21 protein-coding genes and 1 tRNA gene are annotated in these 26,150 nt (G+C 68.1%); 18 read left to right on the forward strand and 4 right to left on the reverse strand.

Annotation, left to right across the window (positions count from 1 at the left end; all coding sequences use genetic code 11):
• Positions 1-14: 14 nt before the first annotated feature.
• The 10 genes from pstC (at position 15) to E3T23_RS02430 (ending at position 13,190) form a co-directional block, all read left to right on the forward strand.
• The gene (gene pstC / locus E3T23_RS02380; RefSeq protein ID WP_134368812.1) at positions 15-1,055 is read left to right on the forward strand and encodes a phosphate ABC transporter permease subunit PstC; all 1,041 of its coding nucleotides are present in this window, start codon (positions 15-17) and stop codon (positions 1,053-1,055) included.
• A complete protein-coding gene (gene pstA / locus E3T23_RS02385) occupies positions 1,055-2,356 on the forward strand; it encodes a phosphate ABC transporter permease PstA (RefSeq protein ID WP_134368813.1) in 1,302 nt (433 codons plus the stop codon). The genes pstC and pstA overlap by 1 nt, the downstream gene beginning before the upstream one ends.
• Positions 2,353-4,032 carry a phosphate ABC transporter substrate-binding protein PstS gene (pstS, locus tag E3T23_RS02390; RefSeq protein WP_198416165.1) on the forward strand — a complete coding sequence of 560 codons (1,680 nt, stop codon included), beginning with the start codon at positions 2,353-2,355 and terminating at the stop codon, positions 4,030-4,032. Before pstA ends, pstS begins: the two co-directional genes overlap by 4 nt.
• Positions 4,029-6,701: a hypothetical protein gene (locus E3T23_RS02395; RefSeq protein WP_134368814.1), complete on the forward strand. Its 2,673-nt coding sequence runs from the start codon at positions 4,029-4,031 to the stop codon at positions 6,699-6,701. Before pstS ends, E3T23_RS02395 begins: the two co-directional genes overlap by 4 nt.
• A 110-nt stretch (positions 6,702-6,811) precedes the next feature.
• Positions 6,812-7,903, forward strand: coding sequence for a hypothetical protein (locus E3T23_RS02400; protein ID WP_134368815.1), 1,092 nt, complete (start codon positions 6,812-6,814; stop codon positions 7,901-7,903).
• A gap of 30 nt (positions 7,904-7,933) precedes the next feature.
• Positions 7,934-8,896 carry an LPXTG cell wall anchor domain-containing protein gene (locus E3T23_RS15415; protein ID WP_194085925.1) on the forward strand — a complete coding sequence of 321 codons (963 nt, stop codon included), beginning with the start codon at positions 7,934-7,936 and terminating at the stop codon, positions 8,894-8,896.
• Between the two features lie 223 nt (positions 8,897-9,119).
• A complete protein-coding gene (locus E3T23_RS02415; protein ID WP_166806169.1) occupies positions 9,120-9,698 on the forward strand; it encodes a putative periplasmic lipoprotein in 579 nt (192 codons plus the stop codon).
• A gap of 56 nt (positions 9,699-9,754) precedes the next feature.
• Positions 9,755-10,627, forward strand: a complete 873-nt coding sequence (locus tag E3T23_RS02420) for a sortase (protein WP_241977534.1) — start codon at positions 9,755-9,757, stop codon at positions 10,625-10,627.
• Positions 10,628-10,851: 224 nt separating this feature from the next.
• Positions 10,852-11,625 carry a phosphate ABC transporter ATP-binding protein gene (locus E3T23_RS02425; RefSeq protein WP_198416171.1) on the forward strand — a complete coding sequence of 258 codons (774 nt, stop codon included), beginning with the start codon at positions 10,852-10,854 and terminating at the stop codon, positions 11,623-11,625.
• A 44-nt stretch (positions 11,626-11,669) separates the two neighbouring features.
• Positions 11,670-13,190 (forward strand): CYTH and CHAD domain-containing protein, encoded by a 1,521-nt coding sequence (locus E3T23_RS02430; RefSeq protein WP_134368818.1) that lies wholly within the window; start codon positions 11,670-11,672, stop codon positions 13,188-13,190.
• Positions 13,191-13,193: 3 nt separating this feature from the next.
• Here E3T23_RS02430 and E3T23_RS02435 read toward each other — a convergent pair whose 3' ends face one another.
• On the reverse strand, positions 13,194-13,685 hold the full coding sequence (locus tag E3T23_RS02435) for a MarR family winged helix-turn-helix transcriptional regulator (RefSeq protein ID WP_134368819.1): 492 nt from the start codon (positions 13,683-13,685) through the stop codon (positions 13,194-13,196).
• 123 nt (positions 13,686-13,808) lie between these two features.
• On the opposite strand from E3T23_RS02435, the gene E3T23_RS02440 reads away from it, so the two are divergent.
• The 3 genes from E3T23_RS02440 to E3T23_RS02450 all read left to right on the forward strand — a co-directional run bounded on the left by E3T23_RS02440 (position 13,809) and on the right by E3T23_RS02450 (position 16,346).
• Positions 13,809-13,880, forward strand: a tRNA-Gln gene (locus E3T23_RS02440).
• 63 nt (positions 13,881-13,943) lie between these two features.
• A complete protein-coding gene (glmU, locus tag E3T23_RS02445) occupies positions 13,944-15,368 on the forward strand; it encodes a bifunctional UDP-N-acetylglucosamine diphosphorylase/glucosamine-1-phosphate N-acetyltransferase GlmU (RefSeq protein WP_134368820.1) in 1,425 nt (474 codons plus the stop codon).
• Positions 15,369-16,346 (forward strand): ribose-phosphate diphosphokinase, encoded by a 978-nt coding sequence (locus E3T23_RS02450; protein WP_104100824.1) that lies wholly within the window; start codon positions 15,369-15,371, stop codon positions 16,344-16,346. It abuts the gene before it with no gap.
• Positions 16,347-16,437: 91 nt separating this feature from the next.
• Here the strand turns inward: E3T23_RS02450 and E3T23_RS02455 are convergent, their stop codons facing one another.
• Both E3T23_RS02455 and E3T23_RS02460 read right to left on the reverse strand, forming a co-directional pair.
• Positions 16,438-16,749 (reverse strand): DUF1905 domain-containing protein, encoded by a 312-nt coding sequence (locus E3T23_RS02455; protein ID WP_241977536.1) that lies wholly within the window; start codon positions 16,747-16,749, stop codon positions 16,438-16,440.
• A gap of 26 nt (positions 16,750-16,775) precedes the next feature.
• Positions 16,776-17,144: a hypothetical protein gene (locus E3T23_RS02460; RefSeq protein ID WP_134368821.1), complete on the reverse strand. Its 369-nt coding sequence runs from the start codon at positions 17,142-17,144 to the stop codon at positions 16,776-16,778.
• Between the two features lie 326 nt (positions 17,145-17,470).
• Between E3T23_RS02460 and E3T23_RS02465 the strand changes: the two genes are divergently transcribed.
• On the forward strand, positions 17,471-18,430 hold the full coding sequence (locus E3T23_RS02465; protein ID WP_134368822.1) for a hypothetical protein: 960 nt from the start codon (positions 17,471-17,473) through the stop codon (positions 18,428-18,430).
• 104 nt (positions 18,431-18,534) lie between these two features.
• On the opposite strand, the gene gndA is transcribed toward E3T23_RS02465, so the two are convergent.
• Positions 18,535-19,938 (reverse strand): NADP-dependent phosphogluconate dehydrogenase, encoded by a 1,404-nt coding sequence (gene gndA, locus E3T23_RS02470; protein ID WP_241977544.1) that lies wholly within the window; start codon positions 19,936-19,938, stop codon positions 18,535-18,537.
• A 396-nt stretch (positions 19,939-20,334) separates the two neighbouring features.
• On the opposite strand from gndA, the gene E3T23_RS02475 reads away from it, so the two are divergent.
• Genes E3T23_RS02475 through E3T23_RS02490 form a run of 4 tightly spaced genes read left to right on the forward strand, consistent with a single transcriptional unit; the run spans position 20,335 to position 26,009 of the window.
• Complete coding sequence (locus E3T23_RS02475; protein WP_134368824.1) at positions 20,335-20,952, forward strand: 50S ribosomal protein L25/general stress protein Ctc; 618 nt, start codon at positions 20,335-20,337, stop codon at positions 20,950-20,952.
• Between the two features lie 38 nt (positions 20,953-20,990).
• Positions 20,991-21,572, forward strand: coding sequence for an aminoacyl-tRNA hydrolase (pth, locus tag E3T23_RS02480; protein ID WP_134368825.1), 582 nt, complete (start codon positions 20,991-20,993; stop codon positions 21,570-21,572).
• A gap of 41 nt (positions 21,573-21,613) precedes the next feature.
• Positions 21,614-25,240, forward strand: coding sequence for a transcription-repair coupling factor (gene mfd, locus E3T23_RS02485; RefSeq protein WP_134368826.1), 3,627 nt, complete (start codon positions 21,614-21,616; stop codon positions 25,238-25,240).
• A gap of 49 nt (positions 25,241-25,289) precedes the next feature.
• The gene (locus tag E3T23_RS02490) at positions 25,290-26,009 is read left to right on the forward strand and encodes a nucleoside triphosphate pyrophosphohydrolase (protein ID WP_134368827.1); all 720 of its coding nucleotides are present in this window, start codon (positions 25,290-25,292) and stop codon (positions 26,007-26,009) included.
• The last annotated feature ends 141 nt before the right edge of the window (positions 26,010-26,150 follow it).

Here is a 26,150-nt window from a genome sequence, read left to right on the forward strand (position 1 = left end):
TGTGCAGGATCCCTATGTCGATTTCGACCCTGTTCGACGCGCTCGCGGTCGAGCCGCCAACGGTCGACCCGGCGAACCCGGACTCGTCCGCGCGCCGCTCCCTGACAGCACGCCCCTCGGCCTCGGACTCGGTCTTCCGTTCGGTTGCCTTCTCCGCCGGCTGCATCACCGTGGCGATCATGCTCGCCGTGGGCGTCTTCCTGTCGTTGCGCGCCTCGGAGGCCCTCGGCGTCGCGGGCTTCAGCTTTCTTTCCGAGCAGGACTGGTCGCCGGAGTCGCAGAAGTTCGGCATCGCCTCCGTCTTGTTCGGCACCATTACGATCGCGGTGATAGCGATGTGCGTCGCCGTACCGCTCGCTCTCGGCACGGCCCTCCTCATCTCCGAGGTGGCCCAGGGCCGGATGCGCTCCACTCTCGTCACGCTCGTCGACCTGATGGCCGCGGTGCCGAGCGTGGTTTTCGGCCTCTGGGGAGTGTTCTTCCTGCAGGCCAACGTGATCCCGGTCGCAGCCTGGATCTCCGCGTATTTCGGATGGATCCCGCTGTTCCGGGTAGCGGATGCCAGTGGGCAGGCGCTCACCGAGGCGAGCGCGTTCACCTCCTCGGCCTTCATCGCCGGCATCGTGGTCGGCCTCATGGTGGTTCCGACCCAGACTTCGGTCATGCGCGAGGCTTTCTCCCAGGCGCCGATCGGTGAGCGCGAGGCCGCCTTCGCGCTCGGGTCGACGCGCTGGGGCATGATCCAGGCCGTCGTCTTGCCCTTCGGTCGTGGCGGCATCATCGGCGGCACCATGCTCGGCCTCGGCCGTGCCCTCGGCGAGACCATCGCGGTGTACATGATCATTTCCCCGATCTTCACGATCAACTGGGAGGTGTTGAAGACCGGCACCAACTCCGTCTCCGCGCTCATCGCCCTCCGCTACGGCGAATCCAGCTCATTCGGCCTCTCCGCACTGATGGCCGCAGGCCTCGTTCTCTTCCTGATCACCCTGGTCATCAACTTCACCGCGTCGTCCATCGTCGCGCGGTCCCGTTCAGGGGCAGAGAGCGACTGATGACCATCACGCACGCACCGACCATCACGCACGCCGCGACCGGCACCCACACGACGACCGGCATCGGCACCACGACGATCCCAGCCTCGGACGGCACCCCGATCGGACCAAGACGCCGGGTGCGGGGCGCCCGGCTCGACGACCGGTTCAACGTTGTCGGCGCCGCCGCCGCGGGAATCGCCGTCGCGGTGCTCCTCTTCGGCTGGGTCACTCCACTTTCCGGCGGTGTGGGCTGGGCGCTCGTGGCTTTCCTGGCGTTCCTCGGCTTTTACGCCCTGCTCGTGAGCTTCAATAGCGACGCGCAGGAGGTCAAGGACCGGGTGATGGCGGTGCTGCTATCGAGCGCCGGCGTGTTGCTCTTCGGTGCCCTGGTCTTCGTCGTGGCGTTCACTCTGGTGCGCGGGCAGGAAGCCCTGCCACATCTCAACTTCTTCACCCAGAGCATGGAACTGGCCGGACCCCTCGACGGCCTCGACATGGGCGGCATCGTGCACGCGATCCTGGGCACGCTCATGCAGATTTCGATGGCGCTGGCGATCACGATTCCGCTCGGCATCACGACCGCCCTGTTCCTGAACGAGGTCGGTGGCCGGTTCGCACGGTTCGTGCGCACCATCTCGGATGCGATGACCGCACTGCCGTCCATCGTGGCCGGCCTGTTCGTCTACTCGGCGATCATCGTGCTGATCACGCACCAGCGGTCAGGCTTCGCCGCGGCCATGGCGATCACCGTCATGATGCTCCCGATCGTCATCCGGGCCTCGGATATCGTGCTTCGCCTGGTCGCCGGCAACCTGCGGGAGGCCGCCTACGCCCTCGGTTCCACCCGCTGGGCCACCATCTGGTACGTCGTGCTGCCGACCGCCCGGCCTGGACTGGCAACGGCAGTGATCCTGGGCACCGCGCGCGGCATCGGCGAGACCAGCCCTGTATTGCTCACCTCGGGTGTCACCGCGGTGACCAACCTGAACCCCTTCGCCGGCCCGATGATCTCCCTCCCGCTGCAGGTCTTCGACTTCGTCAAGTCTCCCGAGCCCACGATGATCGCCCGAGGGTTCGGCACGGCCGCCGTCCTGATCCTCCTGGTGCTCACCCTCTTCGCCATTGCTCGACTCATCGGCGGCAGCGGTCCCGGCCAGTTGTCCCGTCGGCGGCAACTGCGCGTCGTCGCCGCCTCGGAACGAGACCTGCAACGGATGAGCGCACGGGGTGACCTCATCCCGGGGATCACCGATACCGATTCACGGCCCCGGCCGACCAGTTCACCGACCGACCTCACCACGAAGGAGACGTCCTCGTGACGCCGCAAACCCGACGGATTCGCTCAATCCGAGCCCTGTTCGCCCTTGTCGTTGTTCTGCTGAGCGTCTCCGCGACGCCAGCGGCACAGGCAGCGAGCTACGACCAGATCACCGGCACCGGCTCGACCTGGTCGCAGAACGCTCTGGACCAGTGGCGCAAGAATGTCGCCCATAACTATGCGATGACGGTGAACTACTCCGGTGTCGGCTCGTCGGCCGGGCGCCGTGACTTCGTCGCGGGCAACGTGGACTTCGCCGTCAGCGAGATCCCGTTCCAGACCGCCCCGGAGGACGGTTCAGCCCCCGAGGTTCCTGCCCGCGGTTACGCCTACATGCCGATCGTGGCCGGTGGCACCTCGTTCATGTACAACCTGAAAATCGGTGGAAAGAGAGTCACCAACCTCCGACTCAGCGGAGAGGTCATCACCAAGATCTTCACGGGCGCCATCACGAAATGGAACGACCCTGCCATCGCGACCGACAACCCCGGGCTGGCCATGCCCGACAAGGGCATCGTGCCCGTCGTCCGCTCGGACGGCTCCGGCTCCACGGCGCAGTTCACACTGTGGATGTCCAAGCAGCACCCGGCCCTCTGGAATTCCTTCTGCACCAAGGTCGGCCGGTCTGCCCCCTGCGGGCTCACCTCTCAGTTCCCCACCTACGGCAACGCCAAGGCGCAGAGCGCATCCTCCGGCGTCGCCGGCTACGTGAGCCAGGACTACGGCGAGGGTGCGATCACCTACGTCGAGTATTCGTACGCCAAGAACTCCGGCTTCCCCGTCGCCAAGGTGCTCAACGCCGCGGGTTACTACACGGAGCCCACGGCCAACTCCGTGGCAGTCGCACTGCTGAAGGCAACCATCAACACCACACCCGGACCGACCTACCTCACCCAGATCCTGGACGGCGTGTACAACAACGCGGACCCCCGCACCTACCCGCTCGCGAGCTACTCCTACATGATCGTGCCGACCGAAGTCGGTGGCGTCTTCACCGCCAAGAAGGGCCTGACCCTCGGTACCTTCGCCAACTACATGCTCTGCGAGGGGCAGCAGCAGGCCGAAGCCCTGGGCTACTCGCCCCTGCCGATGAACCTCGTGCTGGCCGGGTTCGACCAGATCAAGCGAGTGCCGGGCGCCGATGTCAGCGGCGTCGACATCAACAAATGCAACAACCCGACATTCAAAGCAGGTGACTCTCCGTCGAGCAACCTGCTCGCCACCACGGCTCTCCAACCGGCCGCCTGCGACAAGGTCGGGGCCAACCAGTGCACCACCGGCACCGCCGGGGCGTTGGCCGACACGGCAGTGTCCGGTAGCGGATCGGGCGGTGGCGCGGCCGGCTCGCCCGCCGCGACAGCGGCCGGGGGAACGGCCGCACCAGCACGGTCCGGAGGAACGGCGGCGGCAGCGCCCGGCGGAACGGAGGCGGCATCAGGCCCGGTGGCCGCGCCCGTGTATGACGAAAACGGCGCCCTCGTGTCCACGGTCGGCGCCGCGGCAACCGGTGTGGTCGGCACCGCCATGGCCGCACCCTTCACCTTGGCGCAGAGCGGGTGGGGCGCCCAGCAATCGATCATGCTCGTCGCCGGGCTTCTCCTGCTGGCCGCCGCGGTGCTGCCGCCGGTGCTCGCCGGTCGGTTCAAACCGCGTGTCGCGAAGGCAGGAACCAAGTGAAGCGCCTCACGTTCGCCCCGAAGAATGCGCTCTGGGCCCGCGCCGGCGCCAGCGGAGTCGTCGTCGGTCTGCTGGTCGGCGTGGGTGTCGCCGCGCTCGGCTCCCTGGCCCCCTCGGCGGCATCCGCTGACACGTCGACGGCGGTCACGGTCGCGTCGAGGGGCTACGACCCGGACGTCGCCACCGCTCCCTTCCCCGATCTCAAGGTCACCGTGTCCCAGACCGAAGACCTCGTTTCCCAGGGCATCGTCGTCAACTGGAGCGGAGGCAAGAAGTCCGAGCGGCCCGATGGCAGCTCTGGAGGCCAGGACTTCCTCCAGCTGGCGCAGTGCTGGGGAGACGACCCGACGGATCCCAGCCGCCCGGACCGCACGACCTGCCTGTACGGCGGCTTCCCCGGCAAGGCCGCGTCCACCCGCGACTCCGCGGTCAGCCAGGACCAGGTGGCCCCGCAGGACGCGCAGTACACATCGCCGGCCAACGGGTTCACCATTCCGGCGTTCACCGCGATTCCCTACCGCGCATCCACGGGCGGTTCGATCTCCTCGGTGTTCGCCGACTCCGCCAACGTGCTCACGCACCATGTCGTGGACCCCTTGACGGGTCTCGTGCAGAAGGCCACCGGGTCACCGTCCGAAACAGGGGTCACATTGCCCGACGGCGTCTCCGGCGTCGACCTGGCCACCAACGAGTTCTACACCCAGTACACGACGAATGAGGTGCCCTGGGCCGGATCGAGTGACAGTGGCGACGGCTCCGTCAAATTCGAGGTCCAGACCGCGATGCAGTCCCCGGGCCTCGGCTGTGGCACGCCCGTGACCGCCGCGGACGGCTCTGTCTCCGGAAAATCCTGCTGGCTCGTCGTCATCCCGCGCGGAAAAAGCGACGCGGGAGAGTCCTACATCACCAAGTCCGGTCTGCTGTGGGACTCCTGGAAACACAGCGTGGCCGTCAAGCTGGATTTCAAGCCCATCGGCCAGCGCTGCGCCATCGGCTCGGCGGAGAAACAGCTCTCCGGCAGCGAACTCGTCGCCGCGGCGATCGGGTCATGGCAACCCGTCCTCTGCACCGGGGCGACGGGTTCCTCGTTCGCGCTCAGCATCGGCAACGAGGAGGATGCGCTTGCCGCGGCGAGCCTCACGAGACCCAGCCCGCTGGCTCTCACCTCGCGCCCCCTGCAGACCGACGGGCCGGATCCCGTCGCGTACGCACCGATCGCCCTCAGCGGTGTCGCGGTTTCGTTCTCCATCGACCGTCGGGTGAAACCGGTGGGCGCCGTTCCCCAGGAATACAAAGCCCGGAATACCGAGGCGTTCACGTCGCTGAACCTCACCCCTCGCCTGGTCGCCAAACTCCTCACCAATTCGTATCTCGATTCACTGCCCTCCGGGGCGCCGGCCACGTCGGCGTCCCTCGCATTCTTCGGCTACACCGACTCCGCGAACCCTGGCTCGAACGCACGGAACCTGACGGTCGACCCCGATTTCCTGGCGGTCAACGACGATGAATGGAAGTACCAGGACCTGACCGGGCCGTCCCTGGGAGACATGCTTCTCCCGTCCGGAAGATCCGACGAGACCCAGCAGTTGTGGCGTTACGTCCTCTCCGACCCGGCCGCCGTCGAATTCCTGAACGGAACGCCCGACGCGTGGGGCATGAAAGTGAACCCCTGGTCGTCCACCAATGCCGCTGTCAACCCGTCGGGGACGGCCATGATGCTTCCCCGCACCAATTTTCCGAAGGCCGATCCGATGGAGCGGCCCGCAGCCGCTGCCGGCACCGGAACAGCGGCGGTGAACCTGGTCACCTGGCGCCCCTACACCAGCGACTTCGAGAGCGGCGCGTATCTCACCCTGCGCGGCGACGGGCAGGAGCTCGGCGACTGGAACCCCACCAGCGTCCCGCCGAAGTTCGGCAAGAGCGTGCGCAACCTGGTGGGCGACCAGCGCGTGCTGGGCGTCACCACCGCGGCCGCGGCCGCGCGCTACCAAACGGTGACGGCGTCGTTGCAGAACTCCGCGGGCTCGTTCGTGGCGCCATCGCCGGAGTCCATGCTCGCGGCCTCCGCCGCCATGGTGCCGACCAGCGCAAACCCCGAGGTGCTCGAATACGACCCGGCGAACCCAAGCGCCAAGGCTGCGGCCACAGCGTACCCAATGACGATGCCGGTCTATGCTGCGTTGAATCCGCTGCAAACGGATGCCGCCCAGCGGGCCGTCTACGCCAACCTGATCCGGTACGCGGTGGGGGCAGGCCAGGTACCCGGGACGGAGATCGGGCAACTGCCGCGCGGCTACACCCCGCTCCCGAAGAGCTGGGTGGATCAGGCGCTCGCCGCCGCGACCGTGATCGAACAGGGCGGCAGCCCGGTCGTCACCACGACCGTGCCTGAGACCGCCCCTGCGGTCGACCTGCCGGCCTCTGTGCCGTCCCCGTCAACATACGGATCGGCCGCGTTCCAGGCCCAGGCCCAGGCCGCGCCGGTGGTGGCCGACGCCGCAGTCGACCCGGCCGCCGCGGGCGCCGTCGCCGACCCCCTGGTGGCAAAGCCGACGCCCGCGGACCCCGCCTTGGGGCCGGTGCGCGCGGCGGTGCCGGCCGGGCTGCTCTCCGGCCTGCTCGCCGCCGCCGGCGTCCCCCTGATTTCGCGCGTTCGGAGACGATCCTGATGCGCGCCCGACTTGACGCTTCGCGCGGGTTTCCCGCTTCGAACCGTAGCGCTGAGAAAAGAGGGACCCACCCGGGTCCGTTTCCTGCATCACCCTCGAAAGGCACCCCAGTGAACACCAAGAAGGCTCTTGCGCTCTGCGCAACTGTCGGCGTGGCCATCTCCGGCCTTGTCATCGTCAGCCCGGCTAGCGCCGAGCCCGTCTCGAACAGCTACTCCATCGTCGGTTCCGACACCCTCGAGGACGTTGTCAGCGCCCTGGCCAATGGTTCGGGCCTATCGGGCGCGTCGGTTCGTTCGACAGCGAACGGAAACAGCATCGGCTCGTTCGACGCGACCGGCACCCCGTTCATCACGACGAAGTCCTCGGGTGTGCGTTTCGGCCGCCCGAATGGCTCGGGCGACGGGCGCACCGCCCTGCTCCGTTCCATTGACGGCTCCCCGTACACCTCCGGTACCGTCGGCGGGCCCGCGGGCGTCGTCATCACGGGGCAGGTCGACATCGCCCGTTCGTCCGGATCAGGCACGGTCGACCCGGCCGGTAGCCTGATTCAGGTGCCTTTCGGGCGCGACGCGATCGCCTACGTCTACGACACTGCTTCCACGGCAGCCGGCATCGGCACCATCGACACGGCGACCATGACAAGTCTCTACACCTGCAGCGTCACCACCCTCGGCGGCGTGAAGGTCACACCGGTCATCCCGCAGGCCGGCTCCGGAACGCGCAAGGACTTCATGTCCAAGATCGGTGTCACCGATTCGACCCTGGGCTCCTGCGTCACCGTGGGTCAGGAGCACGACGCCTCCGACCTGGGCATCAACACCGTCGCGCCCATGTCGGTGTCCCGCTGGGTCGCCATGAACACCGGTGCGAGCTTCCCCAAGAAGAAGGACACCACGGTCCTGGGCTCCCTGGTGGCAGGAACCACCCCCGTGACGGGCACCGGCACCGCGATGGCCCCGGTTGCCGCCTACTACGCGGACTCGCGTTGGGGACGCGACACGTACCTCGTCGTGCAGTACGCACGAGTCGACCCGACGAACGCCGCCTACGACTCGACGCTGGCTGACCTGCTCGATCCGACGAAGAGCGCCAGCCTGACGAACTCGCAGACGACTTTTGCCGCCAAAGCCGGTTCGCTGAAGAAGAAATTCGGCATCCTCGCACCCTCGACCACCACCGCCGTTCGAATCTCCAAGTGACCTCCGATCCAAGAACAGGACTGTAAATACATGAAACTCAACAAGAAGACGCGTCTCGCCGCCGCCGGCGTCGTTTCGCTCGCTCTGGTCGCCGGAGCCACGGCCGCGGCGACTGCCGCGACAGCCGCAACGCAGACGAATGGTTCTGCCGCTCCCATGTACATGTACGACACGGATGCCATCCAGAAGTCGGACGGCTACGTCTGGGGCTGGAAGGAGGACCTCTTCGGCTCCTCCACTCAGGGCGACATCAACGGCGAGTTCACCTGCCCGGCGAACTCAACGAATATCTTCGCCTTCCTGGCCACCCCGGGAACCGAAAAAACCGTCCTCACCTGGAAGGCGTACGCGCCGCTCGCGTTCAACGGAGCGACGCGCAACGTGCTCAATCCGACCCTCGCACCGATCTCGCTCATCAATAACTCCCAGACCGCGGCGAGGAACGCCGGCGGAAACTACAGCCTGGGCATCGCGTGCACGATGAACTCCGGTGTCACAGTGACCGCCGCCTTCTTCCGTACGATCAGCGTCGTTCCGGTCACCGGCGCCTTCACATTCCTGCCGCAGGCCGATGTGCCGGTGACGCCGACGCCGACGCCGACGCCGACGCCGACCGTGACGCCGACGCCGACGCCGACGCCGACGCCGACTCCGACTCCGACGCCGACTCCGACGCCGACGCCGACCGTGACGCCGAAGCCGACGCCGACGCCGACGCCGACACCGACGCCGACCGTGACGCCGACGCCGACTGCGGTACCGGCTGTGACCCCGGGCCTCAACTCCGGCTCGTCGGGCAACTCGGCGTCCGGCTCGTCGGGCAACTCGGTGCCTGGCTCGTCTGAGCGCGTCGCCGCGGCCACCAAGGCCGACGGGAATCTCGCGTCGACCGGAACCGCCAACACCCTCCCGCTGCTGGCTTCGGGCATGCTCGCCCTTGCGGCCGGAGCCGGCGTGATTATCGCGCGTCGCTTCCGCCGCGCTGACAAGTAGACAGCACACCGTACGTCCGAAGGCCACGGGACGCGTTGTCCCGTGGCCTTCGGGCGTTCGCCGGCGACGACGCGCTGGATGTGTGGACGCCTCGGCGCCCACGCGAGATCGTGTTTCCCCGTCGTTTGCTTTGCGTCCAGCACGCCGAAACCTCGAATGGACTAACTTGACTGTGCTCACCTCCACTGCCGCGCCCCGCCTCACGGCCGTGACCCTCATCGCAATGTCCTTGATTGTCGGGATTGTCGGGATTGCCGGGCTCACCGCGACTCCCGCGAGCGCCGAGGCTGCCACGGATGGGCCTGCCGGTATGAGCGTGGACCCGACGAACATCCACGATTTCCTCTATGTCAGTGGGCTCACCGTGTTCCCCGATCCGCAGATCGGGCCGGCGGGCGGGGACCTGACCCTGGAGTTCACGATGAAGAACGTCAGCACCGCCCCGATCACCTCGAGCGTCCGGTTCTGGCTGGACAACGCGATCAACCTGCCCGTCCGGACTCTCGACAAGGTCGAGGTCGCCAACCTCGCACCGGGGGAGACACGCACCCTGAGGGCAACCTTTGAAGATGTCGGCCAGTGGACCTTCTTCCGAGGCCACGTGACGATGACTCCGCCGGTGGACATCGCCGGCACAGCTCTCTGGTCGTTGACCCGCGACTCGTTCACGCTCATCCTGCCGTGGTTCCTCACGGCGATGCTCGTGATCCTGGCAGCGCTCGTCCTGGCGGTGCGCCAGTTGCTCCGGATGCAACGCCCACTGCCCGAACTCGCACCCGGCCACGGGCCTGTCCCATCGTGACCATCGCCACAGCGCTCCGGCGACCGGAGTCGGTCACGCCGCCCAGGCGGACGCCCGTGCCCCCGCGCGCACCCGTGATGCTGAGCGCACGCGATCAGGTCATCCGCACCACGCTGACGATCGTTGCCGTGCTCATCTTCGGCTTTCTCGCCCACCTCACGATTTTCGGCCAGGTGCAGCACTTCGTCTTGCAGCAGCAGCTGACGAACTCGCTGCGAGCAGAGCTCGCCCAGGGCACGGCGCCGGTCAGCGAGGGAACCGTGGACCAGGTTTTACTGGAGGCCGGAGCCCCAGTGGCGCTGATCGACATTCCCTCGATCGGGGTGCACGAGGTGGTCGTCGAAGGAACCGACTCCGGTACCCTGCGTGCCGGACCGGGCCACCGCCGCGATACCGTGTTGCCGGGCCAGGCCGGCTACAGCGTCATCATGGGACGCGCCGCCGCCTACGGCGGTCCTTTCGCCCGGCTGCAGGAGTTACGACCGGGGCAGCAATTCACCGTCATCACCGGGCAGGGCCGTCAGGAATTCGCCGTGCTCGGCGTTCGGTACGCGGGCGACCCCATGCCGGCTCCCCTCGGCGCGGGGAAGAGCCGCCTCGTCCTCGAAACGGCTCGCGGCCCCGCCTTTGTGCCGAGCGGAATCGCCCGGGTGGATGCTGAGCTCGTTTCGGAGACGAAACCGGCGGGCGTCCGAGCGACCACATTCGTGACCCTGCCTGCCGTCGACCGGGAGCTCGCCACCGACACCAGAACGGTGTGGGCGCTTGTTTTCGCCTTGCAGTTCCTCTTGGTGGTCGAGCTCGCCGCCGTGTGGGCCTATCGACGCGTCGGCCTTCGCAAAACCTGGACGGTTTTCCTCCCCGTCGTCACCGTGGGCGGCCTGTTCGTGGCCGACCAGGTGGTGCGCCTGCTTCCGAACCTGCTGTAGAAACGATGGAGTCCATGAACGACGAAATGACCGATGCTGATGCGACGCAGGTGCTGCCGCTATCGAAGGCGCCACGGCAGCGAGACAGCAGGCCGCGCCCGGCGGCTCGATCCGCCGCGCCGACCCTGACGAGTCGCCTGTCCGTGCCATGGCGCAAACGCCCGGCGGGCCAGGACCTGTCCCCGGACGCCCTGGGCCATCCGGCCGTGGGGGCTCCTGGCCCACTGGCCACCCTCGAAGGCCGGAATGTGTCGGCCTGGTTCGGCGAGCGTCAGGTTCTCGACCGGGTCAACCTGACCATGCCCGCGGGCATCATCACGTCATTGATCGGCCCTTCGGGCTGCGGCAAATCGACGTTCCTGCGCATCCTGAACCGAATGCACGAGCTCGTTCCCTCCGCGAGCCTGGCCGGAGAGGTGCTCCTCGACGGTGTGGACATCTACGACCCGGAACGCAAGCTCGTCGACGCCCGCAAACACATCGGGATGGTCTTCCAGAAACCCAACCCCTTCCCGGCGATGTCGATCTACGACAACGTCATCGCGGGCCTCACCCTCACCGGCCAGCGTGCCTCGAACGACGAGAAGGACTACCTCGTCGAGAGCTGCCTGACCAAGGCCGGTCTGTGGAAGGAGGTCCGGGACCGTCTTCGGGCTCCGGGTGGCGGGTTGTCCGGGGGCCAGCAGCAGCGCCTGTGCATCGCCCGATCCCTGGCGGTGACTCCGCGCATCCTGCTCATGGATGAGCCGTGCTCGGCTCTCGATCCCACGTCGACTCGGGTGATCGAGGAGACCATGCTTGAACTCGCACGGGAGGTGACCATCGTGATCGTGACCCACAACATGCAGCAGGCGCAGCGGGTCTCCCAGAACTGCGCCTTTTTCCTCGCCGCGCAGGGCACGCCCGGCGGGATTGTGGAGCACGGACCTACCGACGCGATGTTCGGCAACCCGATCGACTCCCGGACCGCCGACTATGTCAATGGACGGTTCGGGTAGACGGAGCGGTCGGTGCCGGCGCTGTTTCGGCCTAAGCTGTGGCCATGACCACTGTGGGTTTCGCCGAGATCGAACGCAAGTACGATGTGAATCCGGCTACGGTGTTGCCGCTGCTGCACGACCTTCCCGGCGTGACGCACGTCGAGGAGCCCATCGAACACCAGCTCGACGCGGTTTACTACGACACCGAGGATTTCGTGCTCGCGGCGCGGCACCTGACCCTCCGCCGCCGCACCGGAGGGGATGACGCCGGCTGGCACCTCAAGCTTCCGGTGTCACCGGACGAGCGCCGCGAGCTGCGCGAATCGCTCGGAGACAACCCTGACCGTATCCCCGAATCGCTGCTGAACCTGGTGCGGGTCCACCTGCGCGGGCGCCGGCTCGTGCCGGTCGTGCACCTCCATAACCGGCGCATTCTGCACCGTCTGGTCGGCGAGAACGAGGCCGTGCTGGCCGAGGTTTGCGATGACCACGTGGAGGCAGAGAGGTTCGCCCCGGCGCCGTTGAACCAGACCTGGCGGGAATGGGAGGTCGAGCTCGTGCACGGCTCTCGCGACCTGCTCGACGCCGCCCAGGAGCGGCTGTCGTCGGTCGGCGTGGAGCCATCCGTGAACTCGTCCAAACTGGCCCGCGCCCTCGGCGACCAGGTGCCGGAGTTCGTCACGGTCCCGGCGATCCGGCCGACCCGCAAGAGCTCGGCCGGCACCGTGCTGATGGCCTACGTGCAGGAACAGGTGCGTGCGATCGGCGTGCAGGATGCACGGGTGCGGGAGAACGACTCGGACGGCGTGCACCGGATGCGCGTGGCCACCCGCCGCTTGCGCTCGGCCCTGTCCACCTACCGGGACCTCCTCGACAGGTCGGTCACCGGCCCCATCCGTGACGAGCTGCGCTGGCTGGCCGGCGCGCTCGGCGCCGCCCGGGACGCGGAGGTGATCCGGCAGCGCCTCGCCCATCGGCTCGCTCAGGAACCGGTCGGGCTGGTCGTGGGAGCGCTGGGTGAGCGAATCGACGCACACTTCGCTGACGTCATCCGCGCGGCCAGGCGCCAGACCCTCGAGACCATCGACTCCGAGCGGTACTTCCGGCTGCTCGACACGCTCGACGCCGTGCTGACCACCCCGCCGCTGCTCACCCGGGCTGACAAGCCCGCGAGCACCGTCATCCCCGAACTGATCCGTGCCGACTGGAAGCGGCTGCGCGCAGCGGTTTTCCTGGCGCAGGGAACCCCGTCCGGTGCCCTACGCGATGAGGCGTTGCACGAGGCGCGGAAGCGGGCCAAGCAGCTGCGCTACGCGGCCGAGACGGCGGCGCCGCTGCGGCGCACCCGCGCGGCGCGGCTCGTGGCCGCGGCCCGGCAGGTGCAGGACACCCTCGGCGACCACCAGGACAGCGTCGTTGCCCGGGACGAGCTGCTCCGGCTCGGCATGGCCGCGTACCTGCAGGGGGAGAACGCCTTCAGCTACGGCCGGCTGCACGCCGTGGAACAGGGCGGGGCCGCCGCCGTGGAGACGCACTTCTTCCGCACCTGGCGGGACTTTCCGAGGGCTTCGATCTCGAAGTAACCCCTAGTCGAAGCCGAGGCTGAGCTTGCGCAGCAGGGTCGCGAGTCCGGTCTGCTCGCTCGGCGACAGCGTGGCGAGCAGCTCGGCCTCGGCGTCGACCAGCCGGGTGATGGCGGCATCCACCCGGGTCAGGCCGGCCGGGTTCATCCCCACAAAGATGCCGCGCCCGTCGTTGGGGTCCGTGCGCCGGGTGACGAGCCCCCGCTCGACGAGCCGGTCGATCCGGTTGGTCATCGTTCCGCTGGAGACCAGCGTCTGCTGCAGCAGGGCTTTCGGGCTCAGCTCGTAGGGTGCCCCCGCACGGCGCAGAGCCGAGAGCACGTCGAACTCCCAGGAGTCCAGCTCGGACCGGGAGAACGCGGTGCGCCGGGCGCGGTCCAGATGCTTGGACAGCCGGGCCACGCGCGACAGCACCTGCAGCGGCGCGAAGTCGAGGTCGGGCCGTTCGCGCAGCCAGGCATCCACTATCCGGTCGACTTCGTCATGTGCGGGCATCCGACCATTATCCTGCTCGGGCGCGGAAAGCGGCGCGGGAGCACGTCCCACGGTCGTCGGGGCGCGCCATCGGCGCGATATCTGGCAGACTTGTGACCGTTGGCCGGCTCTCTGTCGGCGAATTCCGCCGTGGTGTAATGGCAGCACGACAGCCTTTGGAGCTGTTAGGTCTAGGTTCGAGTCCTGGCGGCGGAGCATTGAATGGCGTCACCATCCGGTCTTTTCCGGGCGGCCCCACCGAAGCTAGAGGAAAACCACGTGACTGATTCCCGACTCGCAATCGTCGTGCTGGCCGCCGGCCAGGGCACCCGAATGAAATCGAGCACACCGAAGCTGCTGCACGAGCTCGCCGGACTGCCCATCCTCAGCCATGTGCTGGCGACATCCCGAGCCCTCGACGCGGCCCACGTCGTCACCGTGGTGCGCCACGAGCGCGACCGGCTGGCCGCCCTCGTCGGCAAGGACCTGCCCGAGAGCCTGATCGTCGACCAGGACGAGCTGCCCGGCACCGGACGCGCCGTGGAACAGGCCATCGCCGCGCTCCCTGACGATTTCGAGGGTGACGTGCTGGTGGTCAGCGGTGACGTGCCGCTGCTGAACGCGGCCACGCTGGCCAGTTTCGTCGCCGCTCACCGCGACCGGGACGTCTCCGCCACCGTGCTCTCCTCCTTCCCGGAAGACGTCACCGGCTACGGCCGCATCGTGCGCTCCGAGGAGGGCGCCTTCGACCGCATTGTGGAGCAGAAGGATGCGACCGACGAGGAACGCGCCATTGCGGAGACGAACGCCGGGGTCTACGTCTTCCGCGTGCTCGAGCTGCGTGAGCAGCTGGCCAACGTCACCACCGAGAACGCGCAGGGCGAGAAGTACCTCACCGATGTGGTCGGGCTGCTGCGCCAGGCCGGGTCCGAAGTTCGGGCCGTCCCAGTGGCGGACGCCTGGCTGGTGGCCGGTATCAACGACCGCGCCCAGCTCAGCGAGACCGCCCGCCAGCTCAACGGCCTCATCGTCTACGGCTGGCAGCTGGCCGGTGTGACCGTGCAGGACCCGGCCACCACCTGGATCGACCTCAAGGCGAAGCTGGCACCGGATGTCACCATCCGGCCGGGTACGCAGATCCTCGGCTCGACCGTGATCGAGACCGGAGCCGTGATCGGCCCGGACACCACCCTCGTCGATTGTGAAATCGGCGAGAACGCGGTGGTGAAGCGCACGGATGCCACGCTCGCCGTGATCGGCGCCGGCGCATCCGTCGGTCCCTTCTCCTACCTGCGGCCCGGTACGATTCTGGGCGCCGATGGTAAGATCGGCACCTTCGTGGAGACCAAGAACGCGACCATCGGTGCGGGCAGCAAGGTGCCGCACCTCAGCTACGTCGGCGACGCGACGGTGGGGGTGTCATCGAACATCGGGGCCGGCACGATTTTCGCCAACTACGACGGTGTGACCAAGAACCACAGTGAGATCGGGTCCCACGTGCGCACCGGGTCGCACAACGTGTTCGTCGCGCCGATTACAATTGGGGACGGAGCCTACACGGGTGCCGGAACAATCGTCCGCAAGGACGTACCGGCCGGGGCCTTGGGCCTGACCGTGGCTCCACAACGCAATATGGACGGTTGGGTACAGACCAACCGCCCAGGAACCGACGCGGCGGCGGCTGCGGCAAAGAGCGGAGACTAGGTGTCTGGAATCAAGACCAGCGGCGAAAAGCGACTTGTATTGGTTTCGGGGCGAGCACACCCGCAACTGGCACTGGACATCGCCACGGAACTTGGCACCGAACTCGTTCACACCGACGCCCGCACCTTCGCGAACGGTGAAATCTACGCGCGCTTCGATGAGAGCGTGCGCGGCTCGGACACCTTCGTGATCCAGTCGCACACCGACCCGATCAACGAGTGGCTGATGGAACAGCTGATCATGGTCGACGCGCTCAAGCGGGCCTCCGCCAAGCGCATCACGGTCGTCGCGCCGTTCTACCCCTATGCCCGCCAGGACAAGAAGGGCCGCGGTCGCGAGCCGATCTCGGCCCGGCTGATCGCCGACCTGTTCAAGGTCGCCGGCGCCGACCGGATCATGGCCGTCGACCTGCACGCCGCCCAGATCCAGGGCTTCTTCGACGGCCCCGTCGACCACCTCTTCGCCATGCCCGTGCTGCTCGAGCACTTCAAGGAGAAGCTCGACCCGGCCACCCTGACGGTCGTTTCGCCCGACATGGGCCGCGTGCGCGTCGCCGACATCTGGAGCGACAAGCTCGGCGCCCCGCTGGCCATCATCCACAAGCGCCGCGACCCGAAGGTCGCCAACCGGGTGTCCGTGCACGAGATCGTCGGCCAGGTCGAGGGTCGCGTCTGCCTGATCGTCGACGACATGATCGACACCGGCCGCACGATCGTCCTCGCGGCGGAGGCCCTGCGCGCCGCCGGCGCCATCGGCGTCGTCGTCGCCGCCACCCACGCCGTGTTCAGCCACCCGGCGCTGGAGCTGCTGCAGAACCCCGCGATCTCCGAGGTCGTCGTCACCGACACCCTGCCGATCCCCGAAGAGAAGCGCTTCCCCACGCTCACCGTGCTGCCGATCGCGCCGCTCCTGGCCCGTGCCATCCACGAGGTCTTCGACGAGGGTTCCGTCACCTCGATGTTCGAGGGCGCCGCGTAACAGCCGCCTGAACCGGGTGAACCGATGGTCGGTCGTTGACGGATGTCGACGGCCGACCATCGGTCTGTCCGGGCCCGGTCTGCGGGCTCGGTCAGAGCAGGAGTTCCAGCACGATCGTGACCGGATCTCCGGCCCCGACCCCCTCGGCCTGACGGATCGCCTTCTTCACCGGAAGGACGAACGTGCCTTCCTCGCTGCTGGGGAAGAGCGACGTCGACCAGCGTGAGCGGTTGAGGGCGGCCGCGACCTTCACCGAGCCGAAGCCGCCGCGCCGGCCATCGGTGAGAGTACGGATGTCCTCGGCCTGGTCGGCGGGAACCGAGACGAAGAACCACGCGCCCGTGCCCGAGTACTCCCACAGTGCGGCGGTGAAGGTGAACGTCGGTCCCATCGGCGCGCTCATCGAGAACCCTTCCGTGTGGGCCGGGTCTAGACCGGCATCTCGCTGGTGGGCACCCGGGGCGCCGAGGGAATGATACCGAGCGGGATGATGTAGATCTCGCGCTCGTTGATGTCGATCGCGTAGCACTGCCAGCCGAAGCCACCCGGCCCGGTCAGGTCGAAGCGGGCGTCGGAGTCGATGGCGCCCGGATAGTACCGGGCCGTGGCCACGCTGCACGCGTTGGCGGCCGTGGTCGACGCGATCTGCACACTCGTGAGGATGCCCGGGACGATCAGGGCCACGAGCCCGAGCACGACGACGACGCGCATCAGGGCCAGCGTGCGCCGACTGCGCAGGGGCCGGTCGGCATCCAGCGGCTCATAGCCGGAGAGTTCAGGGTGGTCGTCGCTCGTCATCAGGCTCCCAGTATCGCAAATCTCGCGGCCGGAACGCACGCCCCGTCCTCACCCGCCCACACCTCCCCACCCGCGGTCCCCGCCCGCGGCCCCCACCCGCGGCCCCCACCCGCGGCCCCCACCCGCGGTCCCCACCCGCGGCCCCGCCATCTGTTGCCGCATCGGACGATTGTTGCCCGCGCGCGGGCAACAATCGTCCGATGCGGCAACAGTTCTCCCGGCGGGAGCGACTCGGCCACCCCTCCCCAGGCTGCCACGGGGGCCCAGGCCCCCCGAAGCGTCGGGGGAGCTGCTCCTTGCTGTCCGCAGACTGCCAACCTCGGCAGATGGCTGACCAGCGCATCGACAAGCACACGGGTTTCTACCTCTCCGGCGGGGCAGCAGCCACCGAGTCGACCGACCGGCAGTTCCGGCGTGAGTCCCAGTTCGGGCGGAGCGCCGTGCGGTTGCGCCGCGGCGTCTTCACGACCACGGAGCACTGGGGGCTGCTCACACCCAGACAGAGGTACCTCGCGGAGATCCGCGCGGTCGTCGCCACTCGGCTGGGGGATCCTCTGATCAGCCATCAATCGGCTGCGGCCTTGTGGGGGATTCCCCTGGACGAGGCCTGGCCGAGCACGGTGCACGTGCTGGCACCCCCACAATCCAGGGCGCGAAGCAAGAACGGCGTGACGGTTCACCGCAGCCACGTTCTCGACGCGGATGTCGTCGATGTCGACGGGATGCTTGTGACCAGCCCCGCCCGTACACTGCTCGATCTGGCGCGCACCACGAGTTTCGCCACCGCCGTCGTTGCGATCGACCATGCCCTCAATCCGCGCAGCGCATCCCCGGAGGTCTTCCTGACGGAGGCCGTGCTGCGCGAGAAGCTGCTTGAATCGAGATCGCCCCGCGGGCTGGTGAGGGCGGAGCGGGCCATCGGCTTCGCCCGGCCCGATGCGGACAATCCGGGTGAATCGCTCAGTCGCGTGGCTATCTTCGAACTGGGCTTTCCCGAGCCACTGCTTCAGACGTGCCATCCGAACCCGCGCGGCGGCTTCTACTTCACCGACTTCGAGTGGCCTGCCTATCGCCTGATCGGGGAGTTCGACGGGCAGGGCAAGTATCTGAAGGACGAGTATCTGCGGGGACTCACGCCCGGTGAAGCGGTCGCCCGGGAGAAGGTGCGGGAGGAGGACCTCCGTTCGGAGGGCAATGGTATGGCCCGATGGGGCCCGGCCGATGTGCGCGATCGCCGGTCCCTGTTGCGCATCCTCACGACCGCGGGGCTCCCGCTCCGGCGATGATCGACCGGTGCCCGCCACAAGTGTTGCCGGAGCGGACAACTGTTGCCGGTGTATGGGCAACACTCGTCCGCTCCGGCAACAGTTGCTCAGGCGGGAGCGGGCGGCTAGTGCGAGGAACCCTCGGTCGCGATCTCGCTGCGGTCGCCCGACCACAGCGTGTGGAAGGTGCCCGGCATATCGACGCGCTTGTAGGTGTGCGCCCCGAAGAAGTCGCGCTGGCCCTGCACGAGCGCGGCGGGAAGCCGTTCGCTTGCGAGCGAGTCGAAGTAGCTCAGCGCCGACGCGAAGCCGGGAACCGGAATACCCGACAGTGCCGCCGTCGAGACCACGCGGCGCCACGCCGATTCGCCGTCGGCGACGGCCTGGGCGAAGTACGGGTCGACGAGCAGCGACGTGATCGACGGGTCGTTCGCGTACGCGTCGACGATCCGGTTCAGGAACTGCGCCCGGATGATGCAGCCACCGCGCCAGATCGTGGCGATGGCGCCCTTGTCGACGCTCCAACCGTACTTGACCGCACCGGCGATGATCGCGTCGAAGCCCTGCGCGTAGGCGACGACCTTCGAGGCGTAGAGCGCCTGGCGCACGTCGTCCTGGAAGGTGTGGCCGACGACGGCGATCTCCGGGCGGGCCGTGATGGCGGCGCGCACGGGGACGCGCTGCTCCGGGTGGCTGGACACGGCGCGGGCGAAGACGGCCTCGGCGATGCCGCCGACGGGAACGCCCAGGTCGAGCGCGTTCTGCACGGTCCAGACGCCGGTGCCCTTGGAACCGGCCTCGTCGAGCACGATGTCGATGAACGGCAGGCCGGTCTTGGCGTCGACCTGACGCAGCACCTCGGCGGTGATCTCGATCAGGTAGCTCTCGAGGTCACCCTCGTTCCACTCGGTGAACACGTCGGCGATGGCGGCGGGGGAGTGCCCGGTCACCTTGCGGAGCAGATCGTAGGCTTCGGCGATGAGTTGCATGTCGGCGTATTCGATGCCGTTGTGGATCATTTTCACGAAGTGACCGGCGCCATCCGTGCCGATGTGGGTGACGCAGGGAACACCGTCGACGACGGCCGCGATCGATTCGAGGATCGGGCCGAGAGTCGTGTACGCCTCCACCGAGCCGCCGGGCATGATGCTGGGGCCCTTGAGGGCACCCTCTTCGCCGCCGGAGATGCCGGCGCCGACGAAGTTCACGCCCGTGGCGCGCACATCCTTCTCGCGGCGGATGGTGTCCTGGAAGTCGGCGTTTCCACCGTCGACGATGATGTCGCCGGGCTCGAACAGGGCGGTCAGCTGGGTGATCACGGCGTCCGTGCCCTTACCGGCCTGCACCATGATGATCGCGGTGCGCGGCTTCCGCAGCGAGGCCACGAACTCCTCGATGCTCTCCGAGGCGACGAAACCGGCCTCGGGGTGCTCGGTCGTGAGCAGACGGGTGCGCTCGGGGGAGCGGTTGTACACCGCCACGGTGTTGCCCGCACGGCTGGCCAGGTTGCGGGCCAGATTCGAGCCCATCACCGCCAGTCCCACTACGCCAATGTTTGCCTGTGCTGCGCCGGTTTCGGCCACGTTCGCTCCTTCAGCTGTCGGTTCTCAAAACTTCTTCAAGGCTAGTCGCTCGGCCCGTTTCTGCCACGGGGGTGTGACGGGGGGCGGCGGCGCTGGCGGATGCCGGATCGCGCGTTCGCCGCGCGCCGTCACCTCCGCTAGACTTACCAGTTGAACTTCGGCGAGGGCTGCCGCCCGCCGGGAAACCGAGCGTGCGGCATCCGTTATCGACGCGGCGGAATGCTTCACGGCTTTTCCTCACGCTGACACGCGTTCGAGTTGAAATTGAACCAGTACCCACCTTTGCGGGCCTCTCGCCCGCGAACCAGATCTGGGCCGTCGCGGTCCGCAAGGAGAAACACCATGGCTGACGCCACCAACAAGATCGACGCCGACCTGCGCGAGAAGTTCGGCAAGGGTGCGGCCCGCAAGCTGCGCGTGCTGGGCAAGATCCCCGCCGTCATCTACGGCCACGGCACCACCCCGGTTCACGTCGCGCTGCCCGCGCACCAGATCGGACTGCTGCTGCGCCGCGCGAACGCCGTTCTCGAACTGAACGTCAACGGCAAGACCCACCTCACCCTGGTCAAGGATGTCCAGAAGGACCCGTTCCTGCAGATCATCGAGCACCTCGACCTCATCGTCATCCGCAAGGGCGAGAAGGTCCAGGTCGAGGTTTCCGTGCACATGACCGGTGAGCCGGCCCCCGGCCTGGTCGCCGACCTGGACACCAAGACCCTGCTGCTCGAGGTCGAGGCCACCAACATCCCGCAGAACCTCCAGATCTCCATCGAGGGCCTCGAAGACGGCGCGCAGATCCACGCGAAGGACGTCGAGCTCCCCAAGGGCGCCACGCTCATCTCCGACGAAGAAGCCGTCGTCGTGTCTGTGCACCTGCCGGTCCTCGAGGAAGAAGAGGATGAGGAAGAAGAAGAGGGCGAGGCCGTTGAGGGCGACGCCGAGGCTGCTCCCGCCGAGTAGTCATTCCCTTCTGGTTTCGTCGTAAGCGGAGGATTCCCCTGGACGACAATCTCTGGCTCGTAGTCGGGCTCGGCAACCCCGGGCCCGACTACGCCGGTAACCGACACAACGTCGGCCACATGGTGGCTGCCGTGCTCGCCGACCGTCTGTCGGCGAACTTCAAGAACCACAAAACGAATTCGTCGGTCGCCGAGGGGCGCAGTTTCCCCGGCGGCCCGAAGCTGGTGCTGGCCAAGCCGAACACGTACATGAACGTGTCCGGCGGGCCGGTGGCCGCTCTGCTGCGCTTCTACTCGCTGCAGCCCGCGCGCCTGATCGTCATCCACGACGACCTCGACCTCCCGTTCGACACGATGAAGATCAAGGTCGGCGGCGGCCACGGCGGCCACAACGGCCTGCGCGACATCATCGCCGCCGCGGGCACGAACGAGTTCATCCGCATCCGCATCGGCGTCGGGCGCCCGCCCGGCCGCCAGCCGGCCGCGGACTTCGTGCTGAAGGACTTCGCGTCGACGGAGCGGTCGGCCCTGCCCAACCTGCTGACGGATGCCGCCGACGCGATCGAACTCATCGCCGCCGAGGGCGTCACCGCCGCGCAGCAGAAGTTCCACGCCCCCTGACACCCGGGTTGGCGCTCAGCCGGGTTGCGTAGACTTGTCTGGTGACTCTCCAGGGCTTAATTGCCACAATTTCGCGCGCCTCCACATTCGACAATGCCCTCGCCTTCGCGAACCGGGACGTCGATTTCTCCCTCACCGAGGGACTGCGGGCCCCGCTGCTCGCCGCGCTGCTCGAACAGCGCACCCGGCTGGGTAAGGCTCCGGCCCTGCTCCTGATCACCGCCACCGGGCGGGAATCGGAGTCGCTGCACGAGAACCTCGCCTGCTTCACCGCCGACGCCGAAATCATCGACTTCCCGGCTTGGGAGACGCTCCCGCATGAGCGTCTCAGCCCGAGCGCGGAAATCGTCGGCAAGCGTCTGTACGCCCTGCGACGGATGCGCGAGTGGGAGGAGAGCGCCCCAGCCGAACGGCGCCCGCTGATCGTCGTCGCCTCCGTGCGCGCCGCGCTGCAGCCCGTGGCCGACAACCTCACCGACTACGAGCCGATCGATCTGGTCGCCGGAGTGCGCGGCCACGACCTCTCCGCCATCGCGCGACAGCTCGTCGACGTGGCCTATGCGCGGGTGGACATGGTCACCCGGCGCGGCGAGTTCGCCGTGCGCGGCGGCATCCTCGACGTCTTCCCGTCGATCGCCCCGCACCCCTTCCGGGTCGAGTTCTTCGGCGACGAGGTCGAGCAGATCCGGGCCTTCTCGGTCGCCGACCAGCGTTCCTTCCCCGACCCGGTCGACTCGGTCAGCCTGCCGCCGAGCCGCGAGCTGCTGCTCAGCCCCGCCGTGCGGCAGCGGGCCCGCGAGATGCAGCACGAGTTCCCGAGCCTGTCCGGCCTGCTCGCCAAGATCGCGGAGGGCATCCCGGTCGAGGGCATGGAGAGCCTCGCTCCGGCCCTCGTCGACCGGCTCGTGCCGATCACCCATTACCTGCCCGCTGAGGCCGCCGTCGCCGTCATCTCGCCCGAACGCGTCGCGTCGCGGGCGATCAGCCTGGCCGAGACCAACCGGGAGTTCCTCGGCGCCGCATGGAGCGCCGCGACCGCGGGCGCCGAGGCGCCGATCGACCTGGAGTCCGGCGACTTCCTCACCCTCGGGCGACTGCGAGAGTCCGTGCAGTTCAGCGCGCCCGGCGCCCCGGCGTCCACCCACGTGTGGTGGACCCTGAGCTCGTTCCAGGCGGCGCCGACGGATGCCCCGGTGCTGCCCGAGCACCGCGAACTCGACGACCTGCTCACCGTACGGGTCGAGGGCGACGCCGTGCCGAGCTTCCAGGGCAACGTCGAGGGCGCCGTCGGTCACCTGGCCGAGCGGATGAAGGCCGGCTGGACCGTCGGTATCGTCGCCCAGGGTGCCGGGCTGGTCGAACGCGCCGCCGACGTGCTGGCCGAGCGGGAACTCCCCGCCCGGATCGTCACGGAATGGCCGAGCACACCCGAGGCCGGCATCGCGTACCTGCTGAAGGCATCCGTCGAGCACGGTTTCGAAATCCCGGAGACGAAGCTCTCCCTGGTCAGCGAGTCCGAGTTCTACGGCCGCACCGTCGGCTACGACGCGCGCCAGGTGAAGAAGCTGGCCAGCCGGCGCAAGAACGTCGTCGACCCGCTGCAGCTGAAGGCCGGCGACCACGTCGTGCACCAGACGCACGGAATCGGCCGGTTCATCGAGCTCACCCAGCGTGAGGTCTCCAGCGGCGGCCGCAACCCGGTCAAGACCAAGCGCGAATACCTCGTGCTGGAATACGCGCCGTCCAAGCGCGGGCACCCGGGCGACAAACTCTACGTGCCGACCGACCAGCTCGACCTGGTCAGCCGCTACGTCGGCGGCGAGGCACCGGCGCTGAGCAAGATGGGCGGCAGTGACTGGTCGGCGGCGAAGACCAAGGCGCGGCGCGCCGTTCGGGACATCGCCGTCGAACTCGTCAAGCTCTACTCCGCACGGATGGCCAGCAAAGGTCACGCGTTCGGGCCGGACACCCCCTGGCAGCGCGAGCTGGAAGAGGCCTTCCCGTTCGCGGAGACACCCGACCAGCTCACCACCATCGACGAGGTCAAGGCCGACATGGAACGGCCCATCCCGATGGACCGGCTGCTCTCCGGCGACGTCGGCTTCGGCAAGACCGAGGTCGCCGTGCGCGCCGCGTTCAAGGCGATCCAGGACGGCAAGCAGGTCGTCATGCTCGTGCCGACCACCCTGCTCGTCCGCCAGCACATGGAGACATTCCAGGAACGATTCGCCGGTTTCCCGGTACACCTGCGCGCCCTCAGCCGGTTCCAGACCGAGAAGGAGTCCCGCGAGACCATCGCCGGGATGCTCGACGGCACCGTCGACCTCGTGATCGGCACGCACCGGCTACTGTCCGACTCCATCGTCTTCAAAGACCTGGGCCTGGTCATCATCGATGAGGAGCAGCGCTTCGGGGTCGAGCACAAAGACGCCCTGAAGAAGCTCAAGACCAACGTGGACATCCTCGCGATGAGCGCCACGCCCATCCCGCGCACGCTGGAGATGGCGGTCACCGGCATCCGGGAGATGTCCACCCTGGCCACCCCGCCGGAAGACCGGCATCCGATCCTCACCTTCGTCGGGCCGTACTCCGACCGCCAGGTGGCCGCCGCGATCCGGCGGGAGCTGCTGCGGGAGGGTCAGATCTTCGTCGTGCACAACCGGGTGTCCAGCATCAATCGGGTGGCCGCCGCGCTCGCCGAGCTGGTGCCCGAGGCCCGGATCGCCGTCGCGCACGGCCAGCTGCCCGAGGCACAGCTCGAGCAGGTCGTCGTGGACTTCTGGGAGCGCAGGTTCGACGTGTTGGTCTCGACCACGATCATCGAGACCGGCCTCGACATCGCCAACGCGAACACGATCATCATCGACCGGGCCGACAAGTTCGGGCTCAGCCAGCTGCACCAGCTGCGCGGGCGGGTCGGCCGTGGCCGCGAACGCGCCTACGCCTACTTCCTCTACGACGAGAACAAGCCGCTGACCGAGATCGCGCACGACCGCCTGGCCACGATCGCGGCGAACAACGAGCTCGGCGCCGGCATGCAGGTCGCGCTGAAAGACCTCGAGATCCGCGGTGCCGGCAACCTGCTCGGCGGCGAACAGGCCGGCCACATCGCCGGGGTCGGCTTCGACCTCTACCTGCGCATGATCGGCGAGGCCGTCAGCGCATTCCGCGGCGACGTCGCCGAGGGGCAGACCGAGCTGCGGTTGGAACTGCCCGTCGACGCGCACATCCCCGAGGACTATGTCGACAGCGAGCGGCTGCGGCTCGAGGCCTACCAGAAGCTCTCCGCGGCCAGCTCGCCCACGGCCGCGAAGGACCAGATCGACCTGGTGCTCGAGGAGCTCACCGACCGCTACGGCGAACCGCCGCAGCCGGTGCAGAACCTGGTGCTGGTGTCGCGCCTGCGCTGGTTGGCCCAGCAGGCCGGTCTCGGGGAGGTCGTGGCCATGGGCTCGAACCTGCGGGTGTCGCCGGCGAACCTCGCCGACTCGATGCAGGTGCGCCTGCAGCGCATGTACCCCGGCTCGCGCTACTTCACCCAGAACGGTGCGTTGACCGTGCCCATGCCGCGGATCAACGGGGAACCGCTCGGAGACGCGGCGCTGATCGCCTGGGCCGGCACCCTGCTCGACGCGCTCTTCCCGCGTCCCGTCGCCGCGGTCGCGTAGACCGCGGCCGGTGCAGAACCCGGCAATCGGAGGCGATTAGAGTTGTCGGGTGACCCCTTCAGACATTCCCGCCGGCCCGGCATCCGCCTCCAGCCTCGATGAGCTGGTCCGCGTGGTGGCCCTGTTGCGGGCCCCGGGCGGGTGCCCGTGGGACGCCGAGCAGACGCACGAATCGTTGGTGCAATACCTCACCGAGGAGACGCACGAACTGATCGAGGCGATCGAGTCGGGCAGTCGCGATGAAATGCTCGAGGAGCTCGGCGACGTGCTCTACCAGGTGGTCTTCCACGCCGACCTCGCGGCGCACACCGCGGGTGAGGACTTCGACATCCACGATGTCGCGGCGCACATGACCGCGAAAATGGTGGGGCGGCATCCGCATGTCTTCGGCGACGTGAACCTGGTAACGGCCGACGACGTGGCCCTCGCCTGGGACGACTTCAAGGCCGCGGAGAAGCCCTCCCGCACGAGCGTGCTCGACGGGATCCCGCAGGGCATGCCGGCGTTGGCGCTCGCCGACAAGGTGCTCGGCCGAGCCCAGAAGATCGGCCTGCTCGGCACCGAGGCCGCGTTCCCGCTCCCGATCGAGAGCGAGGACCAGCTCGGCCCGCTGCTGCTGGCCATCGTGTCCGCGGCCAAGAGCCAGGGGCTCGACTCCGAACGGGCACTGCGCACCGCGCTCCGCGGGCTGCAGGACGAGATCCGGGAGGCCGAGTCGACGGATGCCGTCGACATAGCCGACGCCGGCATCATCGGCCTGCCCGGCTGACACCGCCGCGGCCACGACTGTTGCTGTAACGGACAACTGTTGCCGGTGTGCCGGCAACAGTTGTCCGTTACGGCAACGTTTGCCGGCGGCGGACGGACCCTCCGGCGAGATATGCCGAGATGAGAGACCGGTGGTGCGGTA

This window comes from Cryobacterium cheniae (assembly GCF_004403395.1).
In the GTDB taxonomy this organism is placed as follows: domain Bacteria; phylum Actinomycetota; class Actinomycetes; order Actinomycetales; family Microbacteriaceae; genus Cryobacterium; species Cryobacterium cheniae.